Below are 19,008 nucleotides of genomic sequence, written 5' to 3'. Positions count from 1 at the left end.
CGAGTATAATATTATGTTTGCTGAATATTTTGGCCGTAGAAGCTTATTGTCTATATTTTTAGTAGGTTACTTGATTGGTGGTAATAATTCTGCCGATGCAAATGATCATGTTAATAACGATGGTGAATATATATTTGATCAAGCATTATTCCGTGGACAATCTGATCATCAAATTAAGCTATTAGAACGTCTAAGTGAAAAAGAAGATATATTGCCAGGCTTTTACAAAGTGGATGTTTTTGTTAACAAGCAAATTATTGAACGTATGGATTTAAAGTTTGTAGAAGACCAACAAAAAAATATTTCACCATGTTTTGATTTAGTTGCTATAGAAAAATTAGGAATTTCAGAGCAAATTTTGATAAATATTAAAAAACAGCAAGATCAATGTGTACTCTTATCAAATTATATTCAATCCAGCTCAATAAATTTTAATTTTGAAAAGCTTCGACTTGATATTAGTATCCCTCAAAATGATATGCATAATATTCCACGGGGCTATGTTAATGCATCCCAATGGGATGCGGGTGAAAGTATTGGCTTTATCAATTATCTGGGTAATTATTATCATACTTCATATCAATTACAGGATCATTCGCAGACTCAATCTGCTGCATATGTATCATTAAATGGTGGTGTAAACATTGGAAAATGGCAATATCGTCAACAGTCTAATATTAATTATAGTCCAGAAATAGGGACAAAATGGACCAATATTCGTAGTTATATTTCTCGCCCTATAGAACCTATTCAAGGTGTACTGACTTTAGGGCAGACCTATAGTTCTGGAAAGTTTTTCTCAGGGTTAAGTTTTAATGGATTGAGCCTTAGTTCCGATGAAAGGATGTTACCTGATTCATTACGAGGCTATGCACCAACGATTCAAGGTATAGCTAAAACCAATGCAAATGTTTCTATATTGCAAAATGGAAAGGAGATTTATCAGTCAACAGTAGCGCCAGGCGCGTTTAAAATTTCTGATTTATATCCTACAAATTTTAATGGTGATTTAATCGTTAAAGTTAGAGAAGCTGATGGAACGATTTCTCAGTTTAGTGTTCCATTTTCAGCTGTACCTGAGTCTCTACGTTTAGGTGCTTCACGTTATAACTTAGATGTAGGGAAAACTCGTGATATTGGAGAGGACACTTTTTTCTCTAATCTTACTTATCAACGAGGAATAAGTAATAGCGTCACGTTAAATTCAGGATTACGTTTAGCAGATGGTTATCAAGCTGGCCTCTTAGGCGGAACATATGCATCAAATATCGGTGCTTTTGGTGCTAACTTAACTTACTCTAGAGCAAGTTTACCTGATGAAAATATAATAACAGGTTGGATGACTAACCTCACCTATAGTAAGACTTTTCAGCCTACCAACACGACAGTATCTTTAGCAGGCTATCGTTATTCAACTGAAGGATATAGAGATCTAGGCGATGTTATTGGGCTGAGGAATTCTTATAAACATGGTTATCGTTGGGAGTCATCGACTTACCAACAACGCTCCCGTTTTGAAATTACGCTGAACCAAAGCCTTGGTGATTACGGGATATTATTTTTATCAGGGTCAGCACAAAACTACCGTGATGGTCGTGATAATGATGTGCAGGCACAAATTGGATACGGCAAAGCATTTCAAAACGGTTTGACGCTCAATCTGGCTGTAATGCGACAACGTTATGCTTATGACAATATCATCAACAATAGATTTGATGAAATAGATTCAAAACTACTTGATAATCGTCAAGATACCTCAGTGAATCTTTCTTTGAGCTTTCCTTTAGGACGATACAAAAAAACAAATTTACCGAATTTAGATTTAGCTTACTCACATGCTGAAAACGCTAAAGAGTTTTATCAAAGTACATTGTCTGGTTCCTTAACTCAGGATCAATCACTGAATTATGCAGTAGGTCTCAGCCATGATCGAAATATGCAAGTGACGACTTGGAATACAAATCTCAATAAACGTCTAGACAATAGTAATTTAGGTCTAAATGCTTCAATGAGTGATAACTACTGGCAAGTTTCAACTAATCTGCAAGGCGCATTAGCGGTGCATTCTGGAGGGATCACATTTGGTCCATACCTTGGTGAAACTTTTGCTTTAGTTGAAGCCAAAGGTGCTGAAGGTGCAAGACTCTTCAATGGTCAAGGTACACGAATTAATCATCAAGGTTATGCGCTGATTCCTGCAATTACACCTTATCGCTATAACAATATTTCATTAGAACCAAAAGGCATTTCTGATCGTGTTGAGATTGAAACAAATGATCAACGTATTGTTCCCTATGCTGGTGCAGCGGTAAAAGTAAAGTTTAAAACCAGAATGGGTTATCCATTACTCATCCAAGCAAAATTGGATGCTGATGAATTTGTTCCTTTAGGTGCTGATGTAATTGATTCGCAAAATAATGTGATTGGAATGGTGGGGCAAAGTGGTCAAATGTATGTTCGTACTTCAGCAAAGCAAGGGGTTCTAACTGTCAAATGGGGCGAAGAATCAGATCAGAAATGTGATGTTCATTATCAGCTGAATGATGAACTTCTTAAACAAACGATTATTCGTCTGGAAGAAACGTGTAAATCTGGAGAGTTGAAATGATCCGCACACAATTCAAAATATTAATTTTATTGGGATTCTTTTTATCTATCTTTGCCCATGCTAACTGTACAAAAGTGGGAAATTTTCTAGCAACTGATGGTACTACTGCGCCCATTGTGTTTGGAAAAGTAAACTTAACAAGTTTATATTTACAACCTGTTGGGAGTTTAATGGGGAGTGCTGTTGTCCCTCCAACAAGTTATACCTATGGTGGAGCGAATGCCTCGACAGTATTTTGGGAGTGTGACCTTACAGATTTACCGAATATCCAATTCTTGGTAGCTACAAATGGCGATGATCGAGTAGGGGGCTATTGGGATTTGGGTGGACTCTATGATGGGCTTCCCAATGTATATGCAACTTACTATAAGTATGTTGGTCTTAAACAAACAATGGATGGGGTAGTTTTAACTCGCTATTGGAAATCCTTGCCGGTCAAAAATTATCAAACTGTCGGAAGTAAAATACGAATTAGACTACAAGATATCCCATCGCTTTATGCAGAACTCTATAGAGTTAGCCGTTTAGCACCTCAGTCTGGTTCAGGTAGCGCTTATTGTGGAACTGGTATAGACAATCAAATCACGGTGGGTTCATATACTTGTATACAGCCTAATGCATATATTCAATTAAAAGGACCAGGTTTAACCAGTGATAATGTTGGAGAAGATTCGAATACAAATTATAGATTTTGGGGAGTAAATAATGGAATAGGCTATGGAATGCGCACTGGAAACTCACTTTCGAATCAGCCAACTTGTGTTGCTCGCAATGCGACTCCTATTGTTTTTTTCAATACGATTAATACTCTAGCGCTTGGTGCAAATCAATCTGTACAAGAGAACTTTAATGTATCTATTGAATGTTCCAATCAAGTTACTTCAGGTACAGCAAGTAATCAGACTGCTATTGGAATACAGACTTCAAATGGTGCATTTGCAGCAGCACAACAATTAGGTTTAGTAAATGCCCAAAATGGTGTGACTGCTTTACTCTCAGATAATTATACTGATGCACAATCAGCAAAAGGTGTAGGAATTTTCTTAAAAAACACAAATACTGGGACAGATATGAATTTTGTTGGTCAGCCAGGTTTAGCAGGTGGGGGTACAGCTGCAGGTTGGTATCCTGTACTAAGTGGAGCACAAACAGGGGCATCAACAGAATCAGGCTATACGCATTATCTACATAATTTTACCGCAATCTTAAAAAAACTACCTGGAACTGAACCGATTAAAGCTGGAAAAGTTAATTCCACAGCATATGTATTAGTTAAGGTGCAGTAATGAAAATAACAAAATTTACACTATTATGTATTTGTTTGTTTTATTCATTTCTATGTCAAGCTGGGGTATTGGCTGCTAAAACACGGATAGTTTTTAAGGACGGTGAGCATGAGCAAAGTCTAATGTTAGCAAATACTAATGACTATCCTATTATTCTACAAACATGGGTTGATCAAGGAGAAGGGGATCCTGATATTAATAATATGCCGTTTCTAATATTACCACCTTTTGTAAAACTCGCATCAAATGACATTCACGGGCTTAGAATTTTGTATAATGGCAAGGCTCTACCAAACGATAGAGAGACTGTTTTTTGGTTAAATCTATATGAAATACCAATGATTAAGCGCCATAGCGATCAAGCTGCGTATATGAATTTAGCAATGAATACTCAGCTTAAATTATTTTATCGTCCTAAACAGATCGCAAAAATGTTGCCTGAAATGATTGTAGAAAAAATACATTTCAAAATCGTTGAACAAGATAAAAAAAATTATATCGAGTGTGAAAATCCCACGCCTTATCATGCTTCATTGATCAACTTAAAAATTGAAAGTTCTTCTCAAAAAATATATATACAATCAGAAATGGACATGATGTGCTACCCGTATTCAACTAAACGTTATGAAATAGCTGGTGAACTTAATAAAAATGATAATTTATATACACTTAGCTTTGATTTCCTTGATGATGATGGTAATGCAATTCACTTTCAGAGAAATCTGAACCCATTTAGCTAATGATATAGAACCTTGGTATAGTTCTATATGTTCTAATAAAATCTGATGCTTAGCGATTAATCTTTTTTAGATGTACAGGGAAAATTAAAGATGAAGCGTATTTATAGTTTAAAGTCTGTGACGAGCGGTTTAATTGATTTGTTAGAGCTTTTTATTTTAAAAAAAAATTTAAATGTCGCTAAAATTGCAAACAATTTGTATGAAGACAAACGAATTCCATTCACTGAATGGTTAGCAATGTTGAAAGCAATTGAAGAAAAATATAATAGACCATCTCTAGGATTAGAAATTGCTAGATATGTAAAACCTTCACATTTAGGTATTTTAGGATACATCGGCTTATCATGTGAAAGCTTATATGATGCACTGCCTTTTTTTATTAAATATCAAAGGCTTTGTTATGATTTTATGCAAATGGAAGTTTCTATTGAAGATGAAAGCCTTGTTGTGTCATGGGAGTTTGATGCAAACTTTAAAGCAGGTAAGTTAGCGGATGAGACGATGATTGCTATATTTTTTAATATTGTAAACATCATTGTAGCACCCAATGTTGTGAAGTTGAACAAAGTGGAGTTTGTATTCGATCGACCCAAAAATCCACGTACTTATGAAAAATATTTTGATTGTAATATTGAGTTTTCGAAAAATAGAACAAGAATGCTTTTTGCGAAAAGTAATTTAGAGTTGCCCATAAATAAGGCTGATCCTGTTTTAAAAAATATTTTAAATAGGCAAGCAGACATTTTGTTGATTGAGCTACCAGAAGTGAATTCATTTGATGAATTGGTGCAACAAAATATTATCAAAGCTATTCATCAAGGTAATATCAATATTGAATATGTTTCCAAAAAAGTAGGTCTTCCTACGAGAATTTTTCAATACAAATTACAAAAACAAGGTTATACATTTAAGCAACGTCTTAACCAAGTTAGAAAAGGACTGGCATTACAATACCTTGAGGACAGGTCATTGAACATTAATGAGATATCAGCTTTGCTCGCTTATAACGAACAAAGTTCTTTCAACCGAGCATTTAAAACTTGGTTTGGTATGAGCCCAATACAATGGAGAAAAGATTTTAATAAAGATGCTATTTGAAATAGGTAAAGTTAAAGAATTATATTTGTTTTGTTAAATTCACTAAGTTTTATTAGAAATGGCTCAGAAATTACTTCTGTTAAATTTACATGTACTCGCTCAAACCTGATCTGACAGTTACCCTTTTTTAGTGTGTCTGTCAGGTTAAATTTGAGCTAGATTCTTTTCAGGCTAAATTCGCTTCCCTTCAAGTAATCTTTCTAGTGGTGTGTGACCACTGCACATTTTTCTCCTGATAAGTTCGTTCAGTATTATAGAATTTTGCCAAACGTCTAGAGCCGCTTGTAATTCCTCTAATGTACTATATAGCTTCTTCCTAAATGTAATTTGATAAAACTCTTGCAAGATCGTCTTTATGGAAACGCTCGCATATTCCATTCGTTTGTGGGAGTGCTGGTTTTGTTTTTGTGTGATCAATATCATTGATGGCTAAACATAGCTCATAATTATGTTGTTCAACCTTACCGCAATATTCAGTACCTCTATCTGTCAGGATACGCAGCATTGGTAGATCCTGTGACTGATAAAATGGTATACAGGATCATTTAAAAAGATCTGCTGCTGTAATCGGTATTTTCGTTGTATAGAGCTTACGAACGACTTTGCTGTAGGTGTCGATGAAAGTTTGTTGAAAGATTCGACCAACACCTTTGAGATTGCCAACGTAAAAGATATCTTTTGCTCCAAGATATCCTGGATGGTGTGTTTCTATTATGTTTGCCTTTGCGTTGGTAAATACGACCACGTTTTGGATCAAAGAAGATTAAAAGATTTCATCGATTTATCGGGGCTTGGCAGTAGAAGATGAATGGCTTGTATGATAGGTTTTAGGTACGAGTTTGTTGATCTGTGAATGATATTGCTGAACAAGGCCATACGGACTGGTTTTACAACAAAGTTCAATAAGAAAGGTTGATTAGGCTTTGAATGAGCAAGTGTAGGGTACTTAGATTAGGCGTTATTGCTGGTTTTATCTATTTTTGCCACGCAACTTTAACGAAGCAAAACTGTTTTTAAGTGCTGAGAAATAAAACGATGAAGGTATCAAAACAAAGCTCTGTAAGCATAAGCTCTGAAACAAAAAGCCAGTTTGAATCTATTTTATCAGCACATTTACCTGAATCGAAATTAGTTGATCAGTTTCAAAGACACAAAAGAAAACTAAGAATTTCGTTGACTGATCGATGTAATTTTAAATGCAGTTATTGTATGCCTGATCATCCGACCTGGTTAGCTAAACAGGATATTTTAAGTTTTGAAGAACTTTATAGATTTTGCGAAGTGATGATTAAGCTTGGCATCACTCAAATTCGCTTAACGGGTGGCGAGCCGTTGATGCGAAAAGGGCTCGTTAATTTTATTTATACGCTCAATACGTTAAGACCCTTAGGTTTACAACGTGTCTCAATGACGACGAATGCTTATTATTTAGAAAAATATGCAGTTGAGCTAAAACAAGCTGGGCTTGATGATCTAAATATAAGTTTAGACAGTATTGATCCAGACACTTTTTTAAAAATGACTCAAAAACCCTTAACACCCGTATTAAAAGGAATTGAGGCGGCAAAAGCTGCAAATATCCCAATTAAACTCAACTGTGTTTTAGTGTATGGACAGAATCATCAGGAAATATTGTCATTAACTGAGTGGGCTTATCAAAATGACTTTGAACTACGATTTATTGAATATATGCCATTGGATCAACCTGAGCATTGGAAGCCTGAGAAAGTCGTGGTTGAGGATGACATTATCAATATACTTTCGCCACATTTTCGCATCGATAAATTAGAGCGAAATAATGACCCAGCCACAATATATACACTCAATCAAGGTTTTAAACTGGGTATTATTTCCACAATCAGTAAGCCTTTTTGCCAAAGTTGTGATCGTTTGCGTTTAACCGCGACAGGTGAGTTATTTACATGTTTGTTTGCCAATACAGGTATTTCTGTTCGACATTTATTGGCTAAAGCTCAGGGAAAACAATTGATAGCAACAATTCTGGAAGCCGTTTGGCAAAAAAAAGCAGGCTATATTGCTTACCAAGCTGCACCCATTCGTAAGATTAGTATGCATTCTATTGGAGGTTGATTTTATACATAGATATAGAATTGTATCTGCTTATTTTATTTGAAATGAATCGCTTATTGTGAAGCTGTATATTATTTAAATTGACAGGATTTTTTATGAAAAATGTAGGCATGAAGCCTGAGAGTTATCGTATTGCTACAGCAAGTTCAGAGTTATTCGCGCCTCCGCATTGTTTACAATTATTAGCAGAGGGCAATACTGAAAAAGGCGATGCACTAAAAACAGCACGAATTGCGGGGATTCTTGCAGCCAAACGTACCGATGAGCTTATTCCGCTTTGTCATCCTTTACCTATTTATCGAGCTGATGTCGATTTTGAAATACTAGCAGATCGCGTCAAGATTACGGCAACCGTAGAAACGATTGCACCAACTGGTGTGGAAATGGAGGCTTTAACTGCCGCAAGTCTGGCTGCGCTCACGATTTATGACATGTTGAAACCGCATTGTGAACCAGATGAACTGATGATCGGTCATTGCAAGCTTGAATTGAAAAAAGGTGGGAAATCGCACTATAAACGCCATCTTCGACAAGCTGTATCAGCTGCGGTCATTGTGTTATCAGATAGTGTTGCTTCTGGTAAAAAACCTGATACTGCGGGACGTTCTGTGGTTGAAACCTTAACTGAGGCTGGGTTTGATCCAATTCACTATCAAATCATCGCTGATGAGCCTTTGCAATTAAAACAATTGATTTTAGAATTGGTGCAATCTTATGGATGCATTATTACGGTGGGTGGGACAGGCATAGGTAAGCGCGATATTACTGTCGATACGATAGAACCATTATTGGAACGAGAACTGAATGGCCTGATGGAAGCGGCACGTGCTTTTGGGCAAAGACGGACACCTTATGCTGCAATGTCTCGTGGTGTAGCTGGTTTTATTGACCGATCATTAGTCATTACTTTACCAGGCAGTCGTGGTGGCGCATCTGAATCTATGGCAGCGATTTTACCTGCCTTAGTGCATATCTTTGATGTATGTCGAGACTTACCACACCCAGGAGGTTATGAATGAGTTGTTCTGGTCAAGGATTAATAGGTTTAGATCAAGCATTGGCAGCTTATTCTACGGTTGAATCGCGAGCGGTTCAGACTCTGCCACTGGTAGAAGCACATCAACATTATCTGGCACAAGATGTTCTGTCTGAGATTGCATTACCTCTATTTACTCAGAGTGCAGTAGATGGCTATGCCTTAAAAAGTGAAGATATTCTTGCTGGTATTACCGTGTTTGAATTGGTTGGAGAAATACGCGCAGGTATTGAAGAATATATCCAGATCGAGTCTGGACAATGTGTTCGAATTTTTACAGGCGGTAAATTGCCAGATTCGGCTGATACAGTTGCCAGACAAGAAATAGTATCTAAACTAGATAGCCGAATCAGCTTAAATCAAGCGCTTAACAAAGGGACGGATATTCGTTATCAAGGCGAAGAATTATCTATTGGGACAATATTGGCAAAGCAGGGCCAATATCTAAAAAGTGGCTTAGTTGCATCACTAAGTATGGCAGGGGTAAAAGAGGTCAGTGTTTTTAACCGTCCTCGTATTGCTGTATTGATTACAGGCGATGAAGTCAGCAAAAGTCTTGATAATAGCGCTCAGGTTTTTGATGCGAATTCGCCAATGGTTTTAACATGGTTGAAGGAAAGAGGTTTTTACTCGATCCATTTAGAACATGTGATAGATGACGAAATTGTCTTGAAAAAGGCTTTAGCAAATGCATTAGATCATTACGATTTAGTTATCACGACTGGTGGGGTTTCAGTTGGAGATTATGATTTGATTCGTCCTGTTTCTCTTGCATTAGGGGCAAATGAAATTTTTTGGCAAGTTGCTCAGAAACCAGGCAAACCGATTTATTTTGCTGAATATAAAAAACCAAACCAGACTTCCTATTTATTAGGGTTACCGGGTAATCCAGCAGCAGTATTTGTTTGTTTAGAAATCCACGTGTTCACTTTGCTTAAAGCGATGCAAGGTTTAAAAGAAGCCAAACCAGAATGGGAGAAGGCAAGCTTAAGTGAGGCTGTAAAAGGTGATAGTCGGGAGCAACTGTTGCGTATGAAATTGAATGTTAATGAGCAAGGGCAACTTAATGTTTCAAAACTCAAAAAACAGCAATCGCATATGTTAAGTAACTTAAGTGAAGCGAATGTTATTGGTCGAATTCCAGTGTTTAACAATACTGAAAATTGCCCCAAATTCATTGAGTTCATTCGTCTTTAGTATTTTGAGTCTAATACGCTTGGGTAACAATAAAAATGTCTCAATATCCAAATACTGACTTAGTCATTTTAGCTGGTGGTCAAGCTAGACGGATGCAAGGTAAAAACAAACTTTTGCAGCAGTTTGATCATGAAATGCAACTGCTTAAAATCTATCATCAATTTTGTGATGAGGTTGCGAAAATTTGGGTAAATAGTCATCAGGACTGTATTGTTTATCAGGAGATCATCGCTGAAATAGCCTGTTTTTCAGATGATCAGGCGGGATTTTTAGGGCCATTAATGGGAATGAAAAGCGCATGGGCACATGTAACTACAGATTATATTCTGTTCATTCCCTGCGATATTACTTTTATCCCTAAAGATGTCTTATCAAAAATGCATCAAACTTTATTGGAGGCAGAAAATTCTCAAGCTGTATTTATCTCTATAAACGAACAAAACCTTTACCCCTTTTGCTTGTTGAAAAGAGACAGCTTAGCTACGCTTGAAAAGCATTTGGCTAACGAGCAATTAAGTATTCGAAAGTGCTTTGATGATTTAAAGCCACAAGTCGTTAAATATGAAAACCCTATAAGTTTCCATAGCATTAATTCAGAACAGGAGCTAAGACTATACCGTGAAGAATTACACATATTCAGTCGTTCAAATTCAAGTTAGTTCGCCCTGAATATTCACTGTGGCGCTATGCTTAAGCAAAGGTGTTAAATGGCAGAGATTCAAATTAAGATTGAAACTTATGGTGCAATTGAAAGGCTGTTACCTAAAGATTTAATTTTTTCTTGTGTTGAAAGTAGTATGGTCTTAGAAATTTTGCAGCAAATTTCTGATCAATATCCTGATTGCGCTAGTCTTTTAGAGAAGTGCGCATGTGCGATTGGTGAAGAAATTATTCCCCGTCGACATCGATTAACAAACCATTGTACATTGGTTTTATTATCCCCTGTAGCAGGAGGCTAACATGACAAATGGATCTCGGATTAAGGAAACGGATCTGAGTTTAGATGATTTTAAAACCATCGATGATTTTCCTGAATGTGGTGGTATTGGAATTTTTATTGGAACTGTTCGAAATCACCATGAAGGTCGCAGTGTTAAGGCACTAAAATATACTGCTTATACGCCCATTGCTGAAAAAATGATTCGTGTAATTGAGCAAGAAATACAAAACAAATATGCAGTATCATATATTCAGGTCATTCATAGAATTGGCGCTCTAGAAATCGGAGGCAAAGCAATCATCGCAGTGGCTTATGCGCCGCATCGAAGAGAAGCTTTTATGGCGTGTGAAGAGGCTGTAGAACGTGTAAAACATGAAGTTCCAGTCTGGAAGGAAGAGTTTTACTCAGATGGTTCTAGTGAATATGTCGCTGGCTGTTGTATCCGAAAAGATGACGATGTTTCGCATAAACATCTTCATTTGAATTCACATTCTCATTAAGTCGTTGTAAATTAAGCTGCTTAAGTTATAAGAATGATTATTATGAAAAGTTACCATGTAAAGTAAATGAATTTTTTCTTGAGCTGATTTTTTAATCAGATAAGCCATTAAAGAGGGCACTCAAATGAACGATTTAGAACAAAATAAACCTGAAACAGAAGGCCAAGAACGCCATATTCAGGAAAATACCAATTTCGCGCGTATCGAACCCTATACGCACCCAGCTGGTGGTTGGGGCGCTTTGTTGAGTGTTGCCAGAAATTTAAAAAGGCAAGAAGTCTTTGCCAAAGGCTCAATTACATTAATGAATATTAATCAGCCGACAGGTTTTGACTGTCCTGGTTGTGCATGGCCTGAAAAAAAAGATACGCACGCATTTAACTTTTGTGAAAATGGTGCAAAAGCTGTTGCATTCGAAGCAACCAGTAAGCGAGTTACTCCAGAATTTTTTGCGCATCATACGGTAAGTTGGTTAGCTGAGCAAAATGATTTTTACCTCGAAGATTTGGGGCGACTCACAGATCCAATACGTTATGACGCGGCTACAGATAAGTACGTCCCAATTTCTTGGGATGATGCATTTAAGCTTATCGCTCAACATCTTCAAGCTTTGGATCATCCAGATCAGGCTGCATTTTATACATCTGGCCGGGCAAGCAATGAAGCGGCTTTCTTGTACCAGTTATTTGTCAGAAGTTATGGAACAAATAACTTCCCTGATTGTTCAAATATGTGTCATGAAACCACCAGTATTGGTTTGAAAGATTCAATTGGGCTCGGCAAGGGGACCGTTACTTTAGATGATTTTGATCAAGCGGATACGGTATTTAGCTTTGGGCATAATCCTGGTACCAACCACCCTCGAATGTTAGGAACTTTACGTGAAGTATCGCGTAGAGGTGGAAATATTATTGCGATTAATCCAATCAAAGAACGTGGGTTAGAGCGTTTTCAGGATCCTCAAGCAGCAATTGAGATGATGACGAATGGCAGCACGCCCATTAGTCGCTTTTATTTTCAGCCGAAAATTGGTGGAGATTATGCGCTTCTGTTAGGTATGATGAAGCATCTTCATGAATGGGATAAGCAGGCAATATTCGCAGGTAAAACGGGGGTATTTGATCGGCAGTATATTGCTGAGAATACCGTTGGTTTTGATGAAATGTTAAAAGAAGTTGACCGAACAGAATGGCGTGATATTTATCAGTATTCAGGCCTCTCTCCAGAAAACTTAGAATCAATTGCTAAAATGTTTTGCGAGTCTAAGCGTTCAATTTTTTGTTGGGGAATGGGCATAACACAACATAGACACGGCACTGCGAATGTTCATATGTTGGCTAATTTACTTTTGGCGAAAGGACAGATTGGTCGTCCGGGAGCAGGCCTATGTCCAGTTCGTGGGCACAGTAATGTGCAGGGTGATCGGACCATGGGGATCAATGAATTACCAAGTGAAAAAATGTTGGATGATATTGATCGTGTTTTCAACATTAAATCGCCACGTAAACATGGCTATGGTGTGGTAGAAACGATTAAAGCGATGTATGAGGGCGATGTTAAAGTCTTTATTGCTTTAGGTGGGAATTTTGCAGTTGCGACACCTGACACCCCATATACTCAAGAAGCGCTAAAACGCTGCTCGCTGGTGGTAAATATCGCAACAAAACTCAATCGTAGCCATCTCGTGTGTGGTAAAGACGCCTTGGTTCTTCCATGTTTGGGTCGTACCGAACTTGATAAGCAACTGAAAGGGAATCAGGCGATCTCAGTTGAAGATTCAATGAGTAATGTTCATTTGTCCGCTGGGCGCAATGAACCTGCATCAAAGAACTTGCTTTCTGAACCTGATATTGTTGCACGAATGGCTGACGCGACGTTACCTGACTCTAAAATTAAATGGCGTTGGTATGTTGAGGACTATGATCGTATTCGTGATTCTATTGAAGAGGTTTTTGAGGAATTTAAAGATTTCAATGGGCGAGCCTATCAACCGGGTGGTTTCCATCTTATTCATCCTGCCAATGTTAAAGTTTGGAATACCCCCGCGGGTAAAGCACAATTCCTGATTACGCCATTAACCCAAGTCTATAACGATCAAGAAAATCAATTTTCTGCCCAGTATACAAAGAGTAAAGTCTACACTTTAATGACGATTCGTTCGCATGATCAGTACAATACCACCTTATATGGCCTAGATGACCGCTATAGAGGTGTGTTTGGCCAGCGCCGTGTATTATTTATAAATCAACAAGATATTGAAGAAGCTGGTTTTGTTGCTGATCAATGGGTTGATATTGAAAGTGTATTCTCTGATGGGGTAAAAAGAGTCGTGAAAAGTTTCCGAATCGTTCCCTATAACATTCCACCAGGAAGTCTGGCCGCCTATTATCCTGAAACCAACCCACTGGTTGCGCTTTCAAGTCATGATCAATATGCCAAGATTCCAGCTTCAAAAAGTGTTCCTGTTATTTTACATGCTGGCGATGCACCTGAGCACTTCAATTTATTTACTGAAGTCGATCCTGAGAATGCAGAAAAAAAGGTTGAGATTTAATTATTTACTGGTTTAGTGCAGGAAACGTGAAATTGGATAGTAACCTATGGTTGCTATCCTGAATGGTAAGGAAAGCTCAAGTTGGAACCACAATTTTCAGGTTATGCGTCAGTTCAAATTACACGATTTGATCAAGATAAAACAGATGTTCAGTTTGATCAGGTTGTTCAAGAATATCCGATTGCATTGGTTTATAACGGTATATCTCATGCTGTGATGATGGCTACACCAACTGATATCGCAGAGTTTGCAAAAGGATTTAGTCTTTCTGAAGGAATAATTGCAAGTTTAAAAGAACTTTACTCGCTTGATATTATTCACAACAATTTTGGTATACAGGTTGAGATGAAAATTTCATCAAAAGCTTTTATGGCATTAAAAGTACATCGCAGAATGCTGATTGGTAGAACAGGATGTGGTTTATGTGGTATAGAAAGTCTTCAACAACTTCAATTTTCATTACCAAAAATTAGTTCTACAATTCAATCAGAATGGTTAAGAGAAATTCCTAACGCAATCAAACAATTAAAAAACCAGCAAAAGATTACCGCTGTGACTGGTGGAGCGCATGCTGCTGCTTGGGTTGTGGAGGGGATCATTCATGCTATTTTTGAAGATGTTGGACGACATAATGCGCTAGATAAATTACTGGGTCATATCTCAGCAGAGAACTTTGATTTGTCAAAAGGATTTGTGGTGATGACCAGTCGAGCAAGTTATGAACTGATTAGAAAATGTGTTGTATTAAATATCGCATTACTTGCAACAATTTCTGCGCCTACCAGTCTGGCAATAGAGATAGCACAAGCTTCAGGTCTCACATTGGCAAGCTTTTGTCGGGGTGACGGTTTCGTCCTTTATAGTCAGTAATGCTTAGCGAACAATTTTTTGTTATTCAAAGGAAGATGTCGATGAAAAAAATTTTATTTAGTTTAAGTTTGCTTGCCATGGGCCATACTTATGCAGAAGATACAATCACAGTCTACGCTGCAGCCAGTTTAACCAATGTTCTAGCAGAACTAGATCAAAAATATGAAAAGAAAAATAATATAAAAATTAAAACATCTTATGCAGGTTCATCGACACTGGCAAAACAGATTGAAGCAGGGGCACCAGCCAATTTGTTTATCTCTGCCGATGAGCAGTGGATGAATTATTTACAAGATAAAAAATTGATTGATCCTAAAAATAGAAAGAATCTACTTGGTAATCGTTTGGTATTGATTAGCCCGAAAAATCAAAACATAAAATTCAAAATGACCCCGTCATTTGACCCAACTACCGCATTTAAAGGCAAGCTTTGTACAGGCGATACCAAAAGTGTTCCTGTTGGAAAGTATGCGAAGCAAGCTTTGACCTCATTACAGTGGTGGGAAAAAATTCAGCCGCGTTTAGTGCAAGCAGAAGATGTTCGTGTCGCACTTAATTTTGTGGCACGTGGTGAATGTAATGTGGGAATTGTTTATTTAACTGATGCTGCAATTAGTCCAAACGTTAAGGTTATTGCTGAGTTTCCGTTAAACACGCATACACCGATTGTTTACCCAATGGGGATGGTAAAACCGACCCCTGAAACTGTTAAGTTTTATCAATATTTACAAAGCAATGAAGCTAAAACTATATTTAAAAAATATGGCTTTAGCGTTCTCAATTAGAAATCGGTTATGTTTGATGTACTGTCACCAGCAGAAATTGAAGTCTTAAAACTCTCTTGTAAAGTTGCTGGTTTTTGTCTGATTTTTAGCTTGATTCCAGCCATTATCGTTGGCTGGATTTTGGCACGTAAAGATTTTTTCGGAAAATCATTATTTGAAACATTGATTTTTTTACCTTTGGTGTTACCGCCAGTTGTGCCAGGTTTTTTACTTTTACAAGTTTTTGGTAATCGAGGCTTCTTAGGGAAATATTTAACGGAGTTCGGCCTAGATTTTGCATTTAATTGGAAAGGTGCAGTCTTGGCTTCGGCAGTGATGGGATTTCCATTATTGGTACAATCGATTCGTCTGGCGATTGAGCTTGTTGATCAAAAGCTAGAAATGGCTGCAAAAACTTTGGGCGCATCTGCATTTTCAACTTTTATGCATGTGACCTTGCCTTTAGCGAGTAGCGGTATTTTAATTGGTGCAATTTTATGTTTCTGTCGTAGTTTAGGAGAGTTTGGCGCAACCATTACCTTTGTGGGCAATGTTGAGGGTGAAACCAGAACTTTGCCGCTTGCGATGTATAGTTTGATGCAACAGCCTGATATGAATCATGCATTACAACGTCTGATTATGATTTCATTGACTGTGGCATTTTTGGCATTATGGTTTGCACAGTGGTTTCACCGCTATCAAAAGAAAAAACAGAGTTAACGTAATGCATTTTGATTTTAAAATAACCTTGAAATTTGATAAATTTAATTTAAATCAGCAATTTAAATCTGATGAAAGTGTTGTGGGATTATTTGGACATTCTGGTTCAGGTAAAACCAGTATTTTAAATGCGATAGCTGGCTTACGTACGCCACAACAAGGCTGGATCAAAGTGAACCGAGATACTTGGTTTGATCATGAAACAAAAATAAATATCCCCACTCAAAAACGCCGTGTGGGGTTAGTCTTTCAGGATGCCCAATTATTCCCACATAAAAATGTTATGGGGAATTTAAAGTTTGGATATAACCGAATTGATATTGATCGACGTCAGTTTGAGTTGGACTATATCATTGAATTATTAAAGCTGAGCCATCTACTTGATCGAATGCCAATACATCTGTCTGGTGGCGAAAAACAACGCGTGGCATTGGGGCGTGCGATTTTATATTCGCCGAATATTCTGCTATTAGATGAACCTTTATCAGCCTTAGATGCAGAGCATAAAGCTGAAATTATTCCATTCTTTCAACAAATAAAGAATGAGATTAAAATTCCTATGTTATATGTGACTCATGATATCGAGGAAGTCAAACTGTTAACAGATACCATTTGGCATTTATGATGATTATCGATTGAGTTTAATTTAATTCATCCTTTGAAATTTTGGTGATTTAAGTGGGGGATGTGAACGAATCAAACAAGAACTCTTATGACTCTTCTAAACATCTAAAATATGGTGTTATGTCATTTTAGCGCTTTGAGTACACTGTAATTGGCTGTTTTACAAGACGTTATACGGAATCAATTTATCCTGTGTATTCAGTTGCTAAAAGTAATTCTGATCTACTAGAATAGCTATAAACTTAATTTCTATTTTCATTAAAATACCAGATAACAATGACAGCATTAAAACCCTTAATAGCAATAGATCTTGGAACGAGTAATTCCTTAGTCAGTGTGTTTGAGAATGGTCAAGCACGAATTATTGAAAACGTTTATGGCACTAAATTAACACCCTCAGCAATTGCACTGGATGAACAGGGGCAGATGCTTATCGGTCAGGCTGCACTGGAACTGAGAAGTAGTGGAAGGGAGGTTCTCACCAGTTTCAAACGATTGATGGGAACAGCAAAACGGCTGAAGCTGGGGCAGCAGGATTTTTCTGCGACTGAACTTTCTGCGCTTATTTTAGGATCTTTAAAACAGGATGCTGAGCAGGTGTTACAATGTGAGATTGATGAAGCGGTGATCTCAGTGCCTGCATATTTTAATGATATCCAGCGACAGGCAACTATTGCCGCAGCAGAATTGGCTGGTTTAAAAGTCAGTCGATTAATCAATGAACCAACAGCAGCAGCACTTGCTTATGGACTTGGACAGACTGATGACAGTTGTTTCCTGATTTTCGACTTAGGTGGTGGCACATTTGATGTATCCATTGTTGAATTATTCGATGGTGTCATCGAAGTGCGTGCCAGTGCAGGAGACAATTATCTTGGTGGTGATGATTTTGTCCAGCTGTTGATAAAGCAGTTTTGGAAGCAACATGCGCATGTTTTTAATTTTACAGAAAGTACCATACCTCATGATATTGAGATCGCTTTAAAGGCGAGAGCGCAGCATACCCTCCATGTACTGAGTAAAGAGAGCCAAACCCAACTCACTTTTAAATGGGATGGTAAGGAAGCGAGTCTGGATATTAGCCAGCATGATCTGACCAATTGGGCTGAATCATTATTAATGCGGTTACGTCGACCACTTGAACGGGCTTTAAGGGATGCGCGGATTTTACCACAACAGGTTGATCAGATTATCATGGTTGGTGGAGCAACTCGAATACCTGCTGTTCGTAAACTTGTCACCAAACTTTTTGGTCGATTTCCATCCACCAGCATACAGCCAGATGAAGCAATTGTGCGTGGCGCTGCGATACAAGCAGGGCTAAAGGCTAAGGATCAAACGCTCAAAGAAGTTGTGTTGACAGATGTCTGCCCATTTAGTTTGGGTATAGCAGTGGGATCAGATGATCAGTTTTCTCCAATTTTGGAACGTAATATTGTGATTCCTGCGAGTCGAGTCAATACTTATACTGCAATGAATAAAGGACAGCGCGAGATATTCGTAAAGATATATCAAGGTGAGCATCGGCTATGCAGTGAAAATATTTTCTTAGGGGAATTAACAGTTGCTTTACCAGCCAATGATGAGTGCTTATCCATTGAGGTGCGTTTTTCCTATAATCCCAATGGTGTTCTTGATGTAGATGTTCATATCCCAGCCACAGGTGAGAATTTACAGAAAGTGGTTGTTAATCATCAGAGTACTATGTCTAAAGAACAAGTCGAAAAGGCCCGTAAACAGTTGCAGGATTTAAAGATTCATCCGCGTGAAAATTTAGTGAACAAAAGCCTATTACTTCGTGCCGAACGCTTGTATAGCGAACATACTGGCGATCTGCGTTTACAGATTGGGGAGCGCACTCAGCATTTTCACCAAATACTGAACCAACAGGATGATAGGCAGATCAGAGAAGTACGTCAGTATTTCGAGAAATTTCTCAATGAAATTGAAGACCTGAAGCTCTTTGATGAGTATTGATGA

Annotated in this window: 16 protein-coding genes and 1 pseudogene; 16 read left to right on the top strand and 1 reads right to left on the bottom strand. The window is 37.7% G+C overall.

Annotated elements, in window-relative coordinates; genetic code table 11:
* The first annotated feature begins 13 nt into the window (after positions 1-13).
* The 4 genes from L3V46_RS13855 to L3V46_RS13840 all read left to right on the top strand — a co-directional run bounded on the left by L3V46_RS13855 (position 14) and on the right by L3V46_RS13840 (position 5,732).
* The gene (locus tag L3V46_RS13855) at positions 14-2,608 is read left to right on the top strand and encodes a fimbria/pilus outer membrane usher protein (protein ID WP_239046020.1); all 2,595 of its coding nucleotides are present in this window, start codon (positions 14-16) and stop codon (positions 2,606-2,608) included.
* The gene (locus L3V46_RS13850; protein ID WP_239046019.1) at positions 2,605-3,894 is read left to right on the top strand and encodes a fimbrial protein; all 1,290 of its coding nucleotides are present in this window, start codon (positions 2,605-2,607) and stop codon (positions 3,892-3,894) included. Before L3V46_RS13855 ends, L3V46_RS13850 begins: the two co-directional genes overlap by 4 nt.
* Positions 3,894-4,634: a molecular chaperone gene (locus tag L3V46_RS13845; protein ID WP_239046018.1), complete on the top strand. Its 741-nt coding sequence runs from the start codon at positions 3,894-3,896 to the stop codon at positions 4,632-4,634. The genes L3V46_RS13850 and L3V46_RS13845 overlap by 1 nt, the downstream gene beginning before the upstream one ends.
* Positions 4,635-4,724: 90 nt before the next feature.
* A complete protein-coding gene (locus L3V46_RS13840; protein ID WP_004820352.1) occupies positions 4,725-5,732 on the top strand; it encodes an AraC family transcriptional regulator in 1,008 nt (335 codons plus the stop codon).
* Between the two features lie 171 nt (positions 5,733-5,903).
* On the opposite strand, the pseudogene L3V46_RS13835 reads toward L3V46_RS13840, so the two are convergent.
* Positions 5,904-6,444 (bottom strand): annotated as a pseudogene (locus tag L3V46_RS13835) (integrase core domain-containing protein); the annotation flags it as partial.
* 323 nt (positions 6,445-6,767) lie between these two features.
* Here L3V46_RS13835 and moaA point away from each other — a divergent pair.
* The 12 genes from moaA to L3V46_RS13775 all read left to right on the top strand — a co-directional run bounded on the left by moaA (position 6,768) and on the right by L3V46_RS13775 (position 19,005).
* Positions 6,768-7,823 carry a GTP 3',8-cyclase MoaA gene (gene moaA, locus L3V46_RS13830; protein WP_239046017.1) on the top strand — a complete coding sequence of 352 codons (1,056 nt, stop codon included), beginning with the start codon at positions 6,768-6,770 and terminating at the stop codon, positions 7,821-7,823.
* Between the two features lie 95 nt (positions 7,824-7,918).
* Entirely contained in the window at positions 7,919-8,842 is a 924-nt protein-coding gene (gene moaCB / locus L3V46_RS13825; RefSeq protein ID WP_239046016.1) for a bifunctional molybdenum cofactor biosynthesis protein MoaC/MoaB, read from the top strand.
* A complete protein-coding gene (locus L3V46_RS13820; protein WP_239046015.1) occupies positions 8,839-10,056 on the top strand; it encodes a molybdopterin molybdotransferase MoeA in 1,218 nt (405 codons plus the stop codon). Before moaCB ends, L3V46_RS13820 begins: the two co-directional genes overlap by 4 nt.
* A gap of 35 nt (positions 10,057-10,091) precedes the next feature.
* Complete coding sequence (locus L3V46_RS13815) at positions 10,092-10,715, top strand: NTP transferase domain-containing protein (protein ID WP_239046014.1); 624 nt, start codon at positions 10,092-10,094, stop codon at positions 10,713-10,715.
* 48 nt (positions 10,716-10,763) lie between these two features.
* Entirely contained in the window at positions 10,764-11,015 is a 252-nt protein-coding gene (locus L3V46_RS13810; RefSeq protein WP_154130229.1) for a MoaD/ThiS family protein, read from the top strand.
* A gap of 1 nt (position 11,016) precedes the next feature.
* Positions 11,017-11,496 (top strand): molybdenum cofactor biosynthesis protein MoaE, encoded by a 480-nt coding sequence (locus tag L3V46_RS13805; protein ID WP_004820364.1) that lies wholly within the window; start codon positions 11,017-11,019, stop codon positions 11,494-11,496.
* 124 nt (positions 11,497-11,620) lie between these two features.
* Positions 11,621-14,050 carry an FdhF/YdeP family oxidoreductase gene (locus L3V46_RS13800; RefSeq protein ID WP_239046013.1) on the top strand — a complete coding sequence of 810 codons (2,430 nt, stop codon included), beginning with the start codon at positions 11,621-11,623 and terminating at the stop codon, positions 14,048-14,050.
* 81 nt (positions 14,051-14,131) lie between these two features.
* Complete coding sequence (gene fdhD / locus L3V46_RS13795) at positions 14,132-14,920, top strand: formate dehydrogenase accessory sulfurtransferase FdhD (protein ID WP_239046012.1); 789 nt, start codon at positions 14,132-14,134, stop codon at positions 14,918-14,920.
* Positions 14,921-14,961: 41 nt separating this feature from the next.
* A complete protein-coding gene (gene modA, locus L3V46_RS13790) occupies positions 14,962-15,705 on the top strand; it encodes a molybdate ABC transporter substrate-binding protein (protein ID WP_239046011.1) in 744 nt (247 codons plus the stop codon).
* Between the two features lie 9 nt (positions 15,706-15,714).
* A complete protein-coding gene (gene modB / locus L3V46_RS13785) occupies positions 15,715-16,404 on the top strand; it encodes a molybdate ABC transporter permease subunit (protein ID WP_004820372.1) in 690 nt (229 codons plus the stop codon).
* Between the two features lie 4 nt (positions 16,405-16,408).
* On the top strand, positions 16,409-17,029 hold the full coding sequence (locus tag L3V46_RS13780; RefSeq protein WP_239046010.1) for an ATP-binding cassette domain-containing protein: 621 nt from the start codon (positions 16,409-16,411) through the stop codon (positions 17,027-17,029).
* Positions 17,030-17,304: 275 nt separating this feature from the next.
* Entirely contained in the window at positions 17,305-19,005 is a 1,701-nt protein-coding gene (locus L3V46_RS13775) for a molecular chaperone HscC (RefSeq protein WP_239046009.1), read from the top strand.
* The last annotated feature ends 3 nt before the right edge of the window (positions 19,006-19,008 follow it).

It is taken from the genome of Acinetobacter sp. AG3, from assembly GCF_022343575.1.
Taxonomy (GTDB): Bacteria; Pseudomonadota; Gammaproteobacteria; order Pseudomonadales; family Moraxellaceae; genus Acinetobacter; species Acinetobacter guillouiae.
This window is presented reverse-complemented; position numbering and strand designations above follow the sequence as displayed.